This is a genomic window from Cupriavidus sp. 05N40, from assembly GCF_056397305.1.
On record NZ_JBFTND010000019.1, the window covers coordinates 1 to 14,226 of the forward strand.

The 14,226-nt window shown below is 66.8% G+C and carries 13 protein-coding genes; 3 read left to right on the plus strand and 10 right to left on the minus strand.

Annotation, left to right across the window (positions count from 1 at the left end):
- The coding region (locus AC1DO7_RS06865; RefSeq protein WP_477115922.1) for a PglL family O-oligosaccharyltransferase at nt 1-1,854 on the plus strand (1,854 nt) is incomplete at its 5' end.
- A 134-nt stretch (nt 1,855-1,988) separates the two neighbouring features.
- On the plus strand, nt 1,989-3,887 hold the full coding sequence (locus AC1DO7_RS06870) for a PglL family O-oligosaccharyltransferase (protein ID WP_477115923.1): 1,899 nt from the start codon (nt 1,989-1,991) through the stop codon (nt 3,885-3,887).
- Between the two features lie 66 nt (nt 3,888-3,953).
- Here the strand turns inward: AC1DO7_RS06870 and AC1DO7_RS06875 are convergent, their stop codons facing one another.
- The 4 genes from AC1DO7_RS06875 to moaC all read right to left on the minus strand — a co-directional run bounded on the left by AC1DO7_RS06875 (nt 3,954) and on the right by moaC (nt 7,368).
- Complete coding sequence (locus AC1DO7_RS06875) at nt 3,954-4,487, minus strand: hypothetical protein (protein WP_441621473.1); 534 nt, start codon at nt 4,485-4,487, stop codon at nt 3,954-3,956.
- 106 nt (nt 4,488-4,593) lie between these two features.
- The gene (locus AC1DO7_RS06880; protein ID WP_441621474.1) at nt 4,594-5,064 is read right to left on the minus strand and encodes a hypothetical protein; all 471 of its coding nucleotides are present in this window, start codon (nt 5,062-5,064) and stop codon (nt 4,594-4,596) included.
- Between the two features lie 406 nt (nt 5,065-5,470).
- Complete coding sequence (hmpA, locus tag AC1DO7_RS06885; RefSeq protein ID WP_441621475.1) at nt 5,471-6,682, minus strand: NO-inducible flavohemoprotein; 1,212 nt, start codon at nt 6,680-6,682, stop codon at nt 5,471-5,473.
- A 206-nt stretch (nt 6,683-6,888) separates the two neighbouring features.
- Nucleotides 6,889-7,368 (minus strand): cyclic pyranopterin monophosphate synthase MoaC, encoded by a 480-nt coding sequence (gene moaC / locus AC1DO7_RS06890; RefSeq protein WP_441621477.1) that lies wholly within the window; start codon nt 7,366-7,368, stop codon nt 6,889-6,891.
- Between the two features lie 265 nt (nt 7,369-7,633).
- Here moaC and AC1DO7_RS06895 point away from each other — a divergent pair, with 265 nt between their 5' ends.
- Nucleotides 7,634-9,313: a M48 family metallopeptidase gene (locus AC1DO7_RS06895; protein WP_441621479.1), complete on the plus strand. Its 1,680-nt coding sequence runs from the start codon at nt 7,634-7,636 to the stop codon at nt 9,311-9,313.
- A gap of 17 nt (nt 9,314-9,330) precedes the next feature.
- Here the strand turns inward: AC1DO7_RS06895 and AC1DO7_RS06900 are convergent, their stop codons facing one another.
- From AC1DO7_RS06900 to AC1DO7_RS06925, 6 genes are all read right to left on the minus strand, one after another.
- Nucleotides 9,331-9,924 carry a DUF2946 family protein gene (locus AC1DO7_RS06900; RefSeq protein ID WP_441621481.1) on the minus strand — a complete coding sequence of 198 codons (594 nt, stop codon included), beginning with the start codon at nt 9,922-9,924 and terminating at the stop codon, nt 9,331-9,333.
- A gap of 98 nt (nt 9,925-10,022) precedes the next feature.
- Complete coding sequence (locus tag AC1DO7_RS06905; RefSeq protein WP_477115924.1) at nt 10,023-11,033, minus strand: YheT family hydrolase; 1,011 nt, start codon at nt 11,031-11,033, stop codon at nt 10,023-10,025.
- 38 nt (nt 11,034-11,071) lie between these two features.
- Nucleotides 11,072-11,512 carry a YybH family protein gene (locus tag AC1DO7_RS06910; protein WP_477115925.1) on the minus strand — a complete coding sequence of 147 codons (441 nt, stop codon included), beginning with the start codon at nt 11,510-11,512 and terminating at the stop codon, nt 11,072-11,074.
- 62 nt (nt 11,513-11,574) lie between these two features.
- Nucleotides 11,575-12,597 (minus strand): lipopolysaccharide heptosyltransferase II, encoded by a 1,023-nt coding sequence (waaF, locus tag AC1DO7_RS06915; protein WP_441621487.1) that lies wholly within the window; start codon nt 12,595-12,597, stop codon nt 11,575-11,577.
- Nucleotides 12,598-12,745: 148 nt separating this feature from the next.
- The gene (locus AC1DO7_RS06920) at nt 12,746-12,940 is read right to left on the minus strand and encodes a zinc-finger domain-containing protein (protein WP_017228539.1); all 195 of its coding nucleotides are present in this window, start codon (nt 12,938-12,940) and stop codon (nt 12,746-12,748) included.
- A 157-nt stretch (nt 12,941-13,097) separates the two neighbouring features.
- Nucleotides 13,098-14,018, minus strand: a complete 921-nt coding sequence (locus AC1DO7_RS06925; protein ID WP_441621489.1) for a branched-chain amino acid transaminase — start codon at nt 14,016-14,018, stop codon at nt 13,098-13,100.
- Between the last annotated feature and the right edge of the window lie 208 nt (nt 14,019-14,226).

The window sequence follows — 14,226 nt, forward strand, 5'->3', positions numbered from 1 at the left end:
TCAGTCTTCTCCGGTGCAGCCTGTGGCGCGCGTGAGAGCTGTTTTCCTGACATCGGAACCAATGCCGTGAAAGCCAGATCTGGGCCGCTGCGCCTCTCGATTACGCTGGTGATGACGTTCGCCCTGTGGACGGTCCCATACCTGATAGCGCCACATCCCCTTCCGATTCCATCCTTCTATGCCGAGTCGCTGGCCATTGCTGCGGCAATGACCATTTGTCTGCTTGCATTCTCTATGGAGGCAGGTCGTGGAGGGGCTTCCAGGGTGGCCGCTGTCGCCGTGGCACCAATTGCCTTTGCCGCCGTGTTGATTGTCCAACTGGCGGCGATTCGGCTCGAGCGGCCCGTGGCCTCTTATCTGGCGATCTTCTTTTGCATCGCTGCCGCACTGACGATCCAGGCCGGATGCTGGCTGTCCCTGGACCGGCGGCGAGCGGAACTGATCCTGCATGTCTGTGCAGTTGGGTGCGTGATTGGTGGCATCATCTCCAGCGGCATGGCTTGGATGCAGGCTTTTGGCCTGGAGCGGTACCTCGCGCCGTGGGTTGTCGCATTGCCCTTTGAAGAGGGGCGCAGGCCTTTCGCCAACCTCCTGCAGGCAAACCATCYTGCCACCCTCGCTGCGCTGGCCGTGGCCAGCGCGCTTTACCTGTGGTGCGGGCGCCTGATCGGCAGGGCCACCTTAGGGGCCTCGCTTGTCGTGCTGAGCATTGGCATCGCGCTGACCGTATCGCGCACCCCGATACTGCAGGCCGTCGTGGTTGGCGCAGGCGCCGCCGCAACGGCGCTTTCGGCCACGAGAGGCAGGCCGGGGAGAGCCGACTGGGTGCGTGCGGCGGTCCTGGGGGCCTTGCCGCTTCTGGTACTGATTGCGGCGATGGCGCTCGTGTCTTTGCTCAATCAATCCCTTGAACTTCATCTGGCCTCGACTACCGAACGCCTGGCGAGAGAGTTGCACGTGTCGCCGCGTCTCGCGCTATGGCGCTATGCGCTGGAAATTGCGCGCGAGCATCCGCTGCTTGGGGTTGGCTGGGGCGAGTATATGCGGGCGCAATATCTCATTGCTGATCGTCTCGGACCTGTCGTCGTTGCCGATAATGCGCACAATATCGTGCTGGATCTGCTTGCCAAGACAGGCATTGCGGGGGCGCTTGCCGTGCTGGTGCCATGCGTCCTGTGGGCCTGGCGTTGCGCGCAAGCCGTGCGCGCAGGCCGCGAGGCTTCGCAACGTATCTATTGCCTCACCATGGTTACGGTGGTCGCGGTGCATGCCATGCTGGAATTCCCGCAAACCTATGCCTTTTTCCTGTTGCCGGTTTGCCTGCTGCTTGGCATGGCGGAAACCTCGGTTTGGCAAAGCGCCTCCGGCAGGCTTCTGTCAGTCCTGAGTCTGTTTTCGCTCGGCGGCGTGCTGTTCGGGCTTGTCGCGGGTGGTTTCGACTATCAGAATGCGAGGGCTGTTTACGAGGGCCAGGCTGCCAGGAACTACACGCTGAATCCGTCACTGATCTTCGGCGACTGGGGACAGCGCGGGCTCGTTGGCGGAATTCCTCTGACCACAGATATGCTCCGGGAAAAGATCGCCCTTCACGAGAGCGCCTTGGACGTGGCTGCTTCACCCAAGTACATCCGCCGCTACACAGTCCTTCTCGCGCTGGACCGTCGGCCGGAGGAGGCGCTTCTACAGGTCAAGCGCCTCAGGAATCTTTCGGGCACGGAATTCGATGCGCACTATGCGTGGCTGATCGCCATGTGCGATAACCAAAAATCCCTGCTGAGTGGATTCAAGTCGCAGTTGCTCAGCCTCTATGGAGAGCCAAAAGTGCATGCCGAGGTGGTGGCCGCGGGCAGTTGAGCAAAACGGATCATTCCCCTGATTTGCATCCCCGCCCTACATCCTCAAGAAAAAGCGCCTCCGGGCGCTTTTTCTTTTCCCGCCCCCCAAGCTATCATCCGCCTTTTGCCAACCGGCATCACAAGGCATCCCGCATGCTGTCCTCCCGGTCAGCCATTCCCCTCAGCTTCCTCGCCGCCACGCTCGTCGTGCCGCTGCTGGTTTCCCGGCATACGCTTCCGCTCGCCACCTTCTACGGCGAATGGACTTCCGCGCTGCTGTTCGCCGTCGCCGTCATCATTCTGGGCGCCGTAACGCCCCGGCAAGCCGCCGGTTACGGCTATGGTTACCAGGCGGGGCCAGCCCAGCTTCCCTGGATCCTCCTCTTCCCCCTCTGGCTGATCGCTACCGGCATCGTGCAGGGGCTCGCCGGCATGGAAGATGTGTCCGGCAGCCGCCTGGTGACGGAACTGGTGCTCGCGCTTGCAGCGGCTGTGATGTGGGCGGCGTGGCGACAGGGGCGGACCGCATCATCGGCCGAGCGGCAGGCAATGGTCGATACGCTGGCCATCGCGTGGCTGGTGGCGGGACTGCTGGGCGCCGTGGCGCAGTGGGTCCAGGTGTTCGGGCTGGAGCCCGACACAGTGGGGCTGGTATCCACCTACTTCTATGACGACAACCGCCGCCTGTGGGGCAATCTGAACCAGCCCAATCACCAGGCCACGGTCGAGGGCCTGGCGCTGGCGGCGGCGGTGTGGCTGGCGGCGCGCGGCCGCTTGCGGGCGCCGGCCTGGCTGGCCGCGGCGGTGCTGCTGGTGAGTGRCATCGTGCTGTCCGGTTCGCGCACCGGGGTGCTGCACGTGGGGCTGGCCGCGGCTTACGCGCTGGTGATGGCGTGGATGGCGCGCGGGCAGGGCGCAGGCGGCGGCATGATGCGGCGTGCGCGTCCGGGCGGCAACAATCCGATGCGCCGTCCCGCGGGACTCGTGTTTGCCGCCGTGGCGATGGTGGTGACGCTGCTGATCCTCCAGCCCGCGATCAAGAGTGCGGGACAGGCAATGGGCTGGCGGCTGTTCGATACGGTGGCGCAACTGCAGGGCGCGGACCAGTTGTCGTGGCGGGGCGCGATGTGGACCCACGCGTGGGCCATGTTCCGCTCGCATCCGTGGCTGGGCGTGAGCTGGGGTGAGTTCGGCTGGGCGCAGTTTGCCCAGATGGAGCAGGTGGGCGTGAAGGTGGAGATGTCCCTCCATGCCCACAACGCCTTGCTGGACCTGCTGGCCAAGACCGGCCTGGTCGGGACGGCCGGCGTGATGTTGTCGCTGCTGGCCTGGCTATGGCGCGTTGCGTACCGTCGCCTTTGGCGCGGCGACGYGAAGGAGCGGGCGCAGACGGTCCTGGTGCTGACCTGGCTGGCGATGCTGTGCGCGCATTCCATGCTGGAGTATCCGCTGCATTACCTGTACTTCCTGCTGCCGTTCTGTTTCATGCTGGCCTGGCTGGAGCCGTCCGGCTTCGGCCGCATGCGTTTGCCGCGCGCGGCCGCCGTGCTGGCCGGGCTCGTGTATGCGGGCGTGGCGGCCGTTGTCCTCACGACCATGTGGCAGGACTTCCGCCGCGCCGAGGCGCGCGAATATGCCCGCGCCGAGCGCCGCGCCGCGCTGCCGATGCCGCAGCGCTGGTTCCGCCAGGCCGCCGCTTCCGACGCCGCCGAGGATGCGGTCATCACGCCGGCGAACGCGGCGCGGCTGCTCGGGCCGCATATCGCCGCCGTACACCTGCTGCCCACGCCGACGATGATCGCGCGCACCGCCTGGCTGCTGGCGCTGACCGGCGATCCCGCGCAGGGCCGCGCCTGGCTGGAGCGCCTGCGTTTCTACTATGCCGGTGACGAAGCGCACCAGTTTGCCGAACTGGCCCACGCCTGTTCCGAGGTGGACGCGGCCGCGCGGCCGCAGGCGTTCTGCGACTGGGTGCAGTCGCGCAGCCAGGCGATGCCCGGGCATGGGCAGGCGCACGATGCCCAGGACGATGCGGAGGACGACCCCGAATAGACACATCCCGCGCCGCGCGGCATCAGGCCTGCGCGGGCACGGGATGCGGGACTGGCTGGCCGGTCGCTACTGCGGAACGTAGCCCGGGGGCGGAGGCGGATAGTAGTAGGTCGGCGCTGCCGGCCGCGGGGCCGACGACACCATCTGGCCATAGACCGGCACGCGGTGGCCGCTGGCGTACATGCATTGCACATAGGCCGCGTCGTACTGGCGCTGGCTGCCATAGCCGGCATATTGCGCGTTGCCCGCACCAACCGCGGCGCCGGTCAGCAGGCCCACGCCCGCACCTACCGCCGCGCCCGCTCCGCCGTTGAAGGCCGCGCCCGCCGCCGCGCCCAGCGCCGTGCCCACCGCGGCGCTGCCGACCGCGCTGGTGGTGGCGGCCTGGTTGGCGGTCACGCCGCCGACCTGCCCGAAGGCGAACTGGCGGCAACCATAGTCGTCGGCGCGGAACTGGTCGAAGTTCTTGCCCGTGCCCGGCAGCACCATCACGCTGGGGCCACTGGGCATCACGGCGCAGCCGGCCAGCACCAGGGCGGCCAAAGGCAGGGCCAGCAAGACGGGGCGTTTGGCCAAAGCTGGACGGATCAACGTTTTCATCTCTGCACCTCGGTACCTCGGTCAGCAAATCGTCAGTCAAGAAAACCGTCGCACGCGGCCGCAAGGCGATGCCGCGAGCGCACGGGTACGCGTTCTCTGCGCGCGCTCAGGCCGGTGGCTGGGCCGGTACCTTCTCCCACCCGCCCGGGCAGGCCTTGATATACGGGTAATAGCCATCCGGCCGGCCGCAGTGATACCAGAACGCCTGCGCGGGAGCGGGCGCCGCGGCTGCCGGGCCGCCCATGTCGACCGGGCCATCCTGGCCCTGCTCGATATATTGCGGCGGCCCCGACGGTGCCGCGACTACGGGCGGATAGTAGTAGCCGGGCGCGTAGTACGGATAGGGGTAGCCCCAGCCATAACCATAGCCATAGCCGAAACCGGGACCGATCACGACGCCCACGCTGCCGTGCCATCCGCCATGCCATCCGCCGCCATGCCATCCACCGCCGCCGTGCCATCCACCGCCGCCGTGCCCGCCGCCGCCATGGCCGCCACCCCCTCCCGCCAGGGCGGTCCCGCTGACCGCCAGCGCTGCCACCACCAGCAGAAGCTGGCCAAACCTACGCCCGTTCATGTTGCTCACCCATGGATGATCGCGGGACGACACCCCGCCGGCGGCGCATTGGCGCCCCCTAAACTGCATTGAATACCAATTTGCCCCAGGCGGCGCGCGCCCCACGGCTGGCGAAATGCCGCGTTACGCTTGTTACAGCGGAATACGCATGGGCGCCAGATCATGTCGGTCGCGACACGAATCGCGGACGCTGGCGAGGGACGGCCTCGATACCCCGGCGGGCGGCGCGCTCCCGTGGCGCCCGCCGGGTGGGCTTGGGTTCCTGCCGCGCCCGGTCCGCCGAGTTGCCACCATGCTGATGGAACTTCACGCATTGCCGCGGGAATGTCCGACAGGCCACGGCGCTGCCGGACGGCACCGCGCAAATGGTTCCGGCCGGCTTCCTGCTACTTCCTCCTATTGCCTCCTATTCGGCGAACAGGTCTGGCCCAAACACTTCGTAGTGAATATGCGGCTCCTGGATTCCCAGCTCTTTCAGCGCGTCATGCTGCATGCGCATAAAGGGGATCGGCCCGCAGATGTAATAGTCGGCATCGGGCAGCAGGATCGCATCCTTGATCGCCTTGACATCGACAAGCCCTGCGTAATCGTAGTCCCGGCCAGCAACATCCTGCGGCAGCGGGTCGTCGTAGAACACGATCACATCGAGATTGGCATACGTCTTGGCGGTTTCACGCAGCCGGTCACGCATGGCGTGTACCCCGCTGTTGCGCGCGCCATGCACGAATACCACTTGCCGCTGCGGGTCTTGTATTGCCCTTTTGAGCATGCTGATCATGGGCGTCAGCCCCACGCCACCGCTGATCAGGACGATCGGGGTCCTGGCATCGACATCGATATGGAAGGTGCCATACGGCGCTGCCAGCTGAACCTCGTCTCCAACCTTGACATGATCATGCAAGAGGCACGACACATGCCCCGGAGGGTTCGTACCGCCGCCTTCACGCTTCACCGAGATTCGRTAGCTGCGCCCGTTTGGCATATCCGACAGACTGTACTGGCGAATCTGCCGCACACCGAGCGCAGGCACGTCGACTGCGATGCTGATGTATTGACCGGGTTCGAAGTTCAACACGGGGCCGCCATCCTTGGGCTCGAGGATGAACGACGTGATCACGCTGCTTTCGGGCCGCTTCTCGCGAACGACAAAGGTACGCCCGCCGGTCCAGCCCCCGGGTTCCTCCGCGGACCGCTCGTACAGCTCGCTTTCCATGCCCATCAGCACGTCTGCAAGGTTCCCGTAAGCCTGTGCCCATGCGGAGATAATCTCTTCCGTCGCGGCGCCGCCTAGTACCTCCTTGATGGCCGCCAGCAGATGCTCCCCGACAATCGGATACTGCTCAGGCCTGACGCCCAGGCTCGCATGCTTGTTGGCAATGTTTTTCAGCACTGCCGCCAGGCTGCTCGGATCCTCGATATTCTCGGCATACGCGTAGACCGCGCGCGCGAGTGCTTCCTGCTGCTGCCCCTGCTCCTGATGCGCCATGTTGAACACATTCTTCAGCTCGGGATGCGCGCCGAGCATGCGTTCATAGAAGCGCTTTACGATGGCGGAGCCATGTTCGGCCAGCACCGGCGCAGTTGCCTTCACGATGTCTTTTGTCTTCTGCGTCAACATAGCCGGTCTCCTTTGGGCGCGGTGGTGGACTCGTCAGCTGGATCAAGTCTAGACGGCGGCTTGCCTTGTGACTTCTGCTTTCGCGATTCGACGGTTCGCCTAAGTGAGGAGTCAACGCGAGGAGCCAATGCGGGGAGTCGCCGTTCGATACGCAGGCAGAAACGCAAACACTTCGGATTCCCCCAAGGCCGAAGACCATTTTTAGATCACGGGGTTGCCACCCAGTCCCCCGACTTCCCCCCATGCTTCTCCAGCAACTTCACATCCCCCATCACCATCCCCCGGTCCACTGCCTTGCACATGTCGTAGATGGTCAGCAGCGCGACCTGGACGCCGGTCAGCGCTTCCATTTCCACGCCGGTCTGGCCGTGGGTCTCGGCGCGCACGGTGCAGCGCACGGTGGCGGCGGCCTGGTCCAGCGCAAAGTCCACCGCAACCTTGGTGAGCGCCAGCGGATGGCACAGGGGGATCAGGTCGGAGGTGCGCTTGGTGGCCATGATGGCGGCCACGCGCGCAATGCCCAGCACGTCGCCCTTCTTGGCGGTGCCGTCGCGCACCAACGCGAAGGTTGCCGGCAGCATGGTGATGGCGCCAGTGGCGATGGCCACGCGGTGGCTGTGCGCCTTGGTGCCGACGTCGACCATATGGGCTTGTCCGGCGGAATCGAAATGGGTGAGCTGGCTCATGGCGTGGACGGGAATCGAGGGGAGTTGCGGAAAAAACGGCACGGCACGGATGCTTCGCCGCGCCCGCGGGCTCAACGTCTGGCAGGGCCCGGGCCAAGCCCGGGGATGCCCGATGGGAATGGCTTCCAGAGGCCGCTATCATAGCAAGATGCGCAAGAATTCAACGCTCCGCGGAGCGCTCTCCTCGCCCGCCCGACAGGCAAGCCCGGACTCGCCCGAGGCTCGCATGCGGCATGGCGGACCCGCCGCTTTCCTGGTCCCTCCGATGCTCGTGCGCCGCTCGCTTGCGGCGCTGCTGGCGCTGACCATGGCACTGCCCGCCTGGCCGCAGCAGCGCCAGTTGCTGAACGATCCCGCGCGCACCGCCGCGGATGCCGCGGGCGGCGCAGACGGCAGCGACCAGGTCTACGACAACCTGAACCGCAGCGTGAAGGCGGGCCAGAAATCCGAGTTCGGGTTGCGTACCAATAACACGGTGGTGGAAACCAGTGGCGTGCAGTTGCCGGATCTTGGCGATCCCTCCACCGCCTCGCTCACGCCCGACATGGAACGGCGCCTGGGCGAGCGCATCATGCGCGACATCCGGCGCGATCCGGACTATGTGGTGGACCCGCTGCTGGCCGACTACCTGAACGCGCTCGGCTACCGGCTGGTGCAGGCGGCGCGCCGGCAGAACATCTCGGGCTCGACGGGGTCGGGCACCTTTGCCACCGGCTTCGAGCTGTTCGCGGTGCGTGACCGCAGCATCAACGCCTTCGCGCTGCCGGGCGGGTATATCGGCGTGCATTCCGGCCTGCTGGTGCAGTCGGACACGGAGTCGGAACTGGCCTCGGTGCTCGGCCACGAAATCGGCCACGTGATGCAGCGCCATATCGCGCGCGGCATCACCTCGCAGGACCAGTCGATGTGGATCGCGCTGGCATCGATGGTGCTGGCGGGCCTGGCCGCCACCAAGAGCGGCGACGCGGCGTCGGCGCTGGCAGTGGGCGGGCAGGCCGCGGCGGTGGCCAACCAGCTGTCGTTCTCGCGCGGCGCCGAGCGCGAGGCCGACCGCGTCGGCTTCCAGATCATGACCGCRGCCGGCTTCGATCCGCAGGGCATGCCGGACTTCTTCAAGCGCCTGCAGCGGGTGATGGGCATCTCGGAAAGCTCGGTGCCTGCCTATGTGCGTACCCACCCGCTGACCTCGGAGCGTATCGCCGACATGCAGGACCGCGTCAGCCATGTGGCGGTGCGCCGCGTCGCCAGCACGCCAGAATACGAATTCGCGCGCATGCGCGCCCGCATCATCCAGGAAACCACGCCGAGCGACGTGCAGAACGCCCGCACCGCGCTGCAAGCGCAGCTGGCCGGGGCCTCGCCGGCGCGCACGCCGGCGCTGTACTACGGCATCGCCTTCGCCGAGCAGCGCCTGGGCCGCCTTGCCGCGGCCGAGCAGTCGCTGGCCGAAGCGCGCCGGCTCTACGGCAATATCCCCGGCGCGACCTCGGGCAGCCCCATGCTCGACGTGATGGCGATCGAACTGGCGCGCGGCCAGGGCCGGCCCCAGGAAGCGCTGAACCAGGCGGTGGCGTCGATGAAGGCCTTCCCGCTATCGCACGCGGTGGCGGTGAGCTACGCGGCGACCCTGCTGGGCGCGGGGCGCCTGGACCAGGCGGTGGCCTTCCTGCGCGAACGCACGCGCGAGGATCTCTCGCGCTCGGAATGGTGGGACATGCTGGCGCGGGCCTATGCGGCCCAGGGCCGGCGCGTGCAGCAGCACCAGGCGCTGGCCGAGAAGTACGCGGTCGACGGCGCCTACCAGGCCGCCATCGAACAATTGCAGATCGCGCGCAAGGCCGGCGACGGGGATTTCTACACGCTGTCGGAGGTCGATGCGCGCCTGCACCAGCTCGAACGCCAGTATCGCGAGGAAAAGCAGGACAACAAGGGCATGCCGAACTAGCGGCCCGCGCCCCTGGCTCAGGCTGCGTTTTCGCCTGCGGGCGGCGCGGGCTGCCGCACGAAACCGTAGCGCGACGGCACTTCGTCCTCGATGATCGGCTCGATCGGCACATCGGTGCCGTGGAAATGGGACACGCCGAGATTGCCGCCGCACGCCTCGCCATGCCAGGTGCAGGCGCTGCTAAACGCGTCGAGATCATGGTCGTGCAACAACGCGGCGGTGACGCCGCCACCTGCTTGCCCGTCGATCTCGCCTGCCAGGACCACGTTGCCGTGTTCGTCCGCATGGCAGCCGCGCAGGGTGAAGGCGCGCCCCGTGGTGGTGTGCAGCCGTCCTTCGTGCAGCCGCACGATCCATGGCGCGTAGGCCAGCGCAACGAATACGCGCTGCGGTCCGTTCTGGAAATGCCAGGCGCCGCGCTCGTCGTGCTGGTAGTTGCGCTCGATAAAGGCCACCAGCGCCGGGTGCCGGATCGGGTCGCCCGACAGGCCGTTCTGCTGGGCATACTCATTGCGCATGCGCCATTGCCCGCGCCGGTCCAGCGCCAGCCAGCCGTAGCAGTTAGGTACGTTGGGCCAGCGGGCCATGGCTTGCTTGACTGTCTCGTCCATTGTTGCTGTCTCCTGTGCGGGAAGCCCTGGAGCAGGCCTTCCCGCCGGTGAATCTCGCCGCGCCCGGCGCCGCCGCTAGCGCCGCTAGCGCCGATAGCCTATGCGACCGAGTCGAAATACTGCAGGATGCGCGCCGGCAGCCACTCGATATGGCCGGCATACGGCAGCACGGGCAACGCCCGCAGCAGATCTTCGCGCGGCGTCATGAAACCGACGTGACCGCCGTGTTCCGGCTGCTCCAGCCGGACTTGCGGGCTGACCTGGGCGGGGCCGGGCAGGTGGCGCGCCGGCAGGAAGGGATCGTTGCGCGCATTGAGCACCAGGGTCGGCACGGCGATGGCGCCGAGCACTGGCTTGCTGGAAGCGCGCTTCCAGTAATCGTCGGTATCGCGAAAGCCATGCAGCGGGGCCGTCACGATATTGTCGAAGGCGTACAGGTCGCGGCTGGCAAGCATGGCGGTGCGGTCGAACAGGCCGGGATACTGGCGCAGCTTCTCCTGCGACTTGCGCTTGAGCGTCTGCAGGAACATGCGCGTATAGAGCATGTTGAACCCCTGCGAGAGCGCCGCGCCGCCGCCGGCCAGGTCCAGCGGCGCCGAGACCGATGCCGCCGCGCTGACGAAGCGCGCACCGCCCCCTTCCTCGCCCAGGTAGCGCAGCAGCGCGTTGCCGCCCAGCGAGATGCCCACTACCAGCAGCTTGCGCCCGTGCGCGCAGTACTCCCGGTGCAGCCGCTCCAGGATCCAGCGGATCTCCTGCGCGTCACCGGAGTGGTAGAAGCGCGGCGCCAGGTTCAGCTCGCCAGAGCAGCCGCGGAAATGCGGGACCACGCCCTGCCAGCCGCGCGCGGCCAGCGCATGCATCATGGTCTGCGCGTAGTGGCTCTCCGAGTTGCCTTCCAGGCCGTGGAACATGACCAGCAGCGGCGTATCCGGCGTGACCGCGTGGGTGGTCCAGTCGAGGTCGATGAAGTCGCTGTYGGGCGCCGTCCAGCGTTCGCGCCTGAAGGCCGTGCGCGGGCGCCGGGTAAAGCGCGCGGGGATGATGGTCTGGGTGTGGCCGCCGGACAGCCACCAGGGCATGCGGCGACCGCTGCCGAATGCGGTCATGCTGCGTTGGGTATCTCGTGCGCCAGTCCGGCAATCCACTAATGCAGAGCCTGGCCCGGCGCCGTGCTGACGGCGGCGACCTGGGCGGCGTTGGCCGGGCTGCAGTGGATATGCGCGAGGCGCCAGCCCTCGTGGTTCTGCATCAGCACGTAGGTGGTGTGCACGTAGAGGTCCGCCTCGACGCGGTCGTCGCCGAAGCGCAGCGCCTCGGTCACGTCGAAGATGGCCACGCCGAGCGAGGCATGGCTGCTGGTCTCGATCACGTCGATCAGCACCGGCTGCAGCTCGAGCAGCTGGGCGAAGGCCTGGCGCAACTGCTCGTGGCCGATCAGGYGCTGGCCGTCCGGCATCACGCAGGTGACCGAGTCCTCATCCAGCCACAGGCGCAGCGAGCCATCCGCATCGCGCAGTTTCATGGCTTCGCGAAAGGCTTCGACAATGTCTTCGGCGGAATCGAACAGGCGGGCAAAACGAGGCATGGTGACTGGACTCAGGATTCGTTGGCCGGATTGACACGAACTGCGGGCCGGCGCTTGGTGCGTCAGGCGCGGTGCAGGAGCTTGCGCAGCTCCACGAACACCATTTCGGGTTCGATATCTTTCAGGCAGCGCAGGTGACCCAGGGGGCACTCGCGTTTGAAGCACGGACTGCATTCGAGCTGCAGCCACATGATACTAGCAGCCTGCGACAGCGGGGGGGTATGGCGCGGGTCACTGGAGCCGAACACCGCCACCTGGGGCCGGTTCAGCGCCGCGGTGACGTGCATCAGGCCGGAATCGTTGCACACCGCGCCTTCGGAAAGCGCGAGCAGGTCCACGGCATCGTCCAGCGAGGTCTGGCCGCACAGGTTGCGCACGAAGGGCGCGCCCTTGACGATCTCGGCGGCGATCTCCGCGTCCTTGGGCGAGCCCAGCGTGATCATCTGCGCGTACGGGAACGAGCGCTTGAGCATCTGCGCCAGCTCCGCGAAATGCGCCGCCGGCCAGCGCTTGGCCGGGCCGAACTCCGCGCCCGGGCAGAAGGCGATCAGGCGCGTCTGCGGCGGGATGCCGAAACGCTCGGCGGTCTTGGCCATGCGCGCGGGATCGGTGCGCAGGCGCGGCTCGGGCAGGTGCTCGGGCAGGCGCGCGCCGGGCTTGAGCGCCAGCCGCGCATAGTGCTCGACCATTGGCGGGCGCTGGTCGCGCGGCGGGTTGGCGTGGCGGATATTGAGCATGCCGAAGCGCGCTTCGCCGCGGTAGCCGATGCGCAGCGGGATGCCGGCCAGCCAGGGGATCAATGCCGACTTGAGCGAGTTGGGCAGCACGTAGGCTGCGTCATAGCCTTCGTTCTTGAGCTGCTGCGCGAACATCAGCCGCGCCGACAGCTGCAGCTTGCCGTGCGCCAGTTCGCTGGGGAAAACCTGGTTGATCTCGGGCATGCGCGCCAGCACCGGCGCCACCCACTTGGGGGCGAGGGCGTCGATGAGCAGGCGCGGATGGCGCGCTTTCATGAGCGAGAAGAGCGGCTGCGCCATCAGGGCGTCGCCGATCCAGTTGGGGGCGATGACGAGGGCTTTTTTCATGGATGGAGCGCTGCCGGATAAAGGGGCGTGATACGGGTGGTGCGGACGGTGCGGGCCTTGCGTTCCACGCGCGCCGCGCACGCCGACGCTCCGGCGCGCCTGCTGGCGGGCCGGAGCGTCGAGTCGGCGCGGTCAGGCGTGGCGCGTGTCAGTGGTGACCCTTGATGACGGTGCCTGCCTTGAGCTTGTAGACGGTGCCGCAATACGGGCACTTCACTTCGCCGGTGTCCGTCACGTCGAGGAAGACGCGCGGATGGTAGTTCCACGCGGGCGTGTTGCCGGTGGGGCAGTGCAGCGGAAGGTCTTCTGCGCCGATTTCGATTACGGAGGCGGTTTGCGTCATGGTGTTGCGGGGATGGTTTTGGTCTTGTGTGGAACTGGAATCCGTTTCCCCGTCCGGTCCGTTGCGTGGACCGGACGGGAGCCCGGTGAACAGGTCAGCTTCGGTAATTCGGTGACTGGGTGATTCGACTCAGTGTTGCGCCTCGGCGTGGTCACGTTCAGACCAGCGTCAGCCAGTGCTTGTACTGCTCGCTGGTGCCGCCCACGGCGGCGAAGAACGCGTCCTGCACGCGCTTGGTCACCGGGCCGCGGCGGCCTTCGCCGATGAGGCGGTCGTCCAGCTCGCGGATCGGCGTGACCTCGGCGGCGGTGCCGGTGAAGAACGCTTCGTCGGCGCAGTAGACCTCGTCGCGCGTGATGCGCTTTTCGCGCACCGGGATGCCCAGGTCGCCGGCGATGGTGAGGATGGCGTCGCGCGTGATGCCGTCCAGGCAGGAAGCCAGGTCGGGGGTGTAGATCACGCCGTCGCGCACCACGAACACGTTCTCGCCGGAGCCTTCGCTGACGTAGCCTTCGGTGTCTAGCAGCAGCGCTTCGTCATAGCCGAGGCTGGTGGCTTCCTGGTTGGCCAGGATCGAGTTGATGTAGTAGCCGCTGGCCTTGGCCCTCACCATCGACACATTGACGTGGTGGCGGGTGAACGAAGACGTCTTGACGCGGATGCCGCGCTCCAGGCCTTCTTCGCCCAGGTATGCGCCCCACGGCCACGCGGCGATCGCCACGTGGATGGTGTTGCCCCTGGCCGAGACGCCCAGCTTTTCCGAGCCGATCCACACCAGCGGGCGGATATAGCAGGACTCGAGCTGGTTGGCCTTGACCACTTCGAGCTGCGCCGCTTCCAGCGTGGCCGCGTCGAAAGGCATCGCCATCTGGAAGATCTTGGCCGAGTTGAACAGGCGGCGGGTATGTTCCTTGAGACGGAAGATCGCGGTGCCGGCCGGCGTCTTGTAGGCGCGCACGCCCTCGAACACGCCCATGCCGTAGTGCAGGGTATGGGTGAGCACGTGGATCTTGGCGTCACGCCATTCGATCAACTTGCCGTCCATCCAGATTTTTCCGTCGCGATCCGCCATCGACATGGTTTGCTCCGTGTGCGCCGTCAGCCATGCAAAAGCGACATTGTAAACCCCGGGACCCCACGTGCCAACGCGGGCACGGGGCCGGCGGGGCTTAAAATCGTCACATTGTGTCCGCCGCCGCCCCGCCCGTGCCCCTGCCGCCTACGTCCCGCTTTGCCGACCTACGCACCAGCCCGCTTGCCGGCCAGCTGCGCGAGGCCCTCTTTTC

What these genes read in the sequence shown, in the direction of transcription:
- AC1DO7_RS06875 (WP_441621473.1), bottom strand. Translation starts at nt 4,487, where the DNA reads ATGAAAACGTTGATCCGTCCAGCTTTGGCCAAACGCCCCGTCTTGCTG.
- AC1DO7_RS06880 (WP_441621474.1), bottom strand. Translation starts at nt 5,064, where the DNA reads ATGAACGGGCGTAGGTTTGGCCAGCTTCTGCTGGTGGTGGCAGCGCTG.
- moaC (WP_441621477.1), bottom strand. Translation starts at nt 7,368, where the DNA reads ATGAGCCAGCTCACCCATTTCGATTCCGCCGGACAAGCCCATATGGTC.
- AC1DO7_RS06900 (WP_441621481.1), bottom strand. Translation starts at nt 9,924, where the DNA reads ATGGACGAGACAGTCAAGCAAGCCATGGCCCGCTGGCCCAACGTACCT.
- waaF (WP_441621487.1), bottom strand. Translation starts at nt 12,597, where the DNA reads ATGAAAAAAGCCCTCGTCATCGCCCCCAACTGGATCGGCGACGCCCTG.
- AC1DO7_RS06920 (WP_017228539.1), bottom strand. Translation starts at nt 12,940, where the DNA reads ATGACGCAAACCGCCTCCGTAATCGAAATCGGCGCAGAAGACCTTCCG.
- AC1DO7_RS06925 (WP_441621489.1), bottom strand. Translation starts at nt 14,018, where the DNA reads ATGTCGATGGCGGATCGCGACGGAAAAATCTGGATGGACGGCAAGTTG.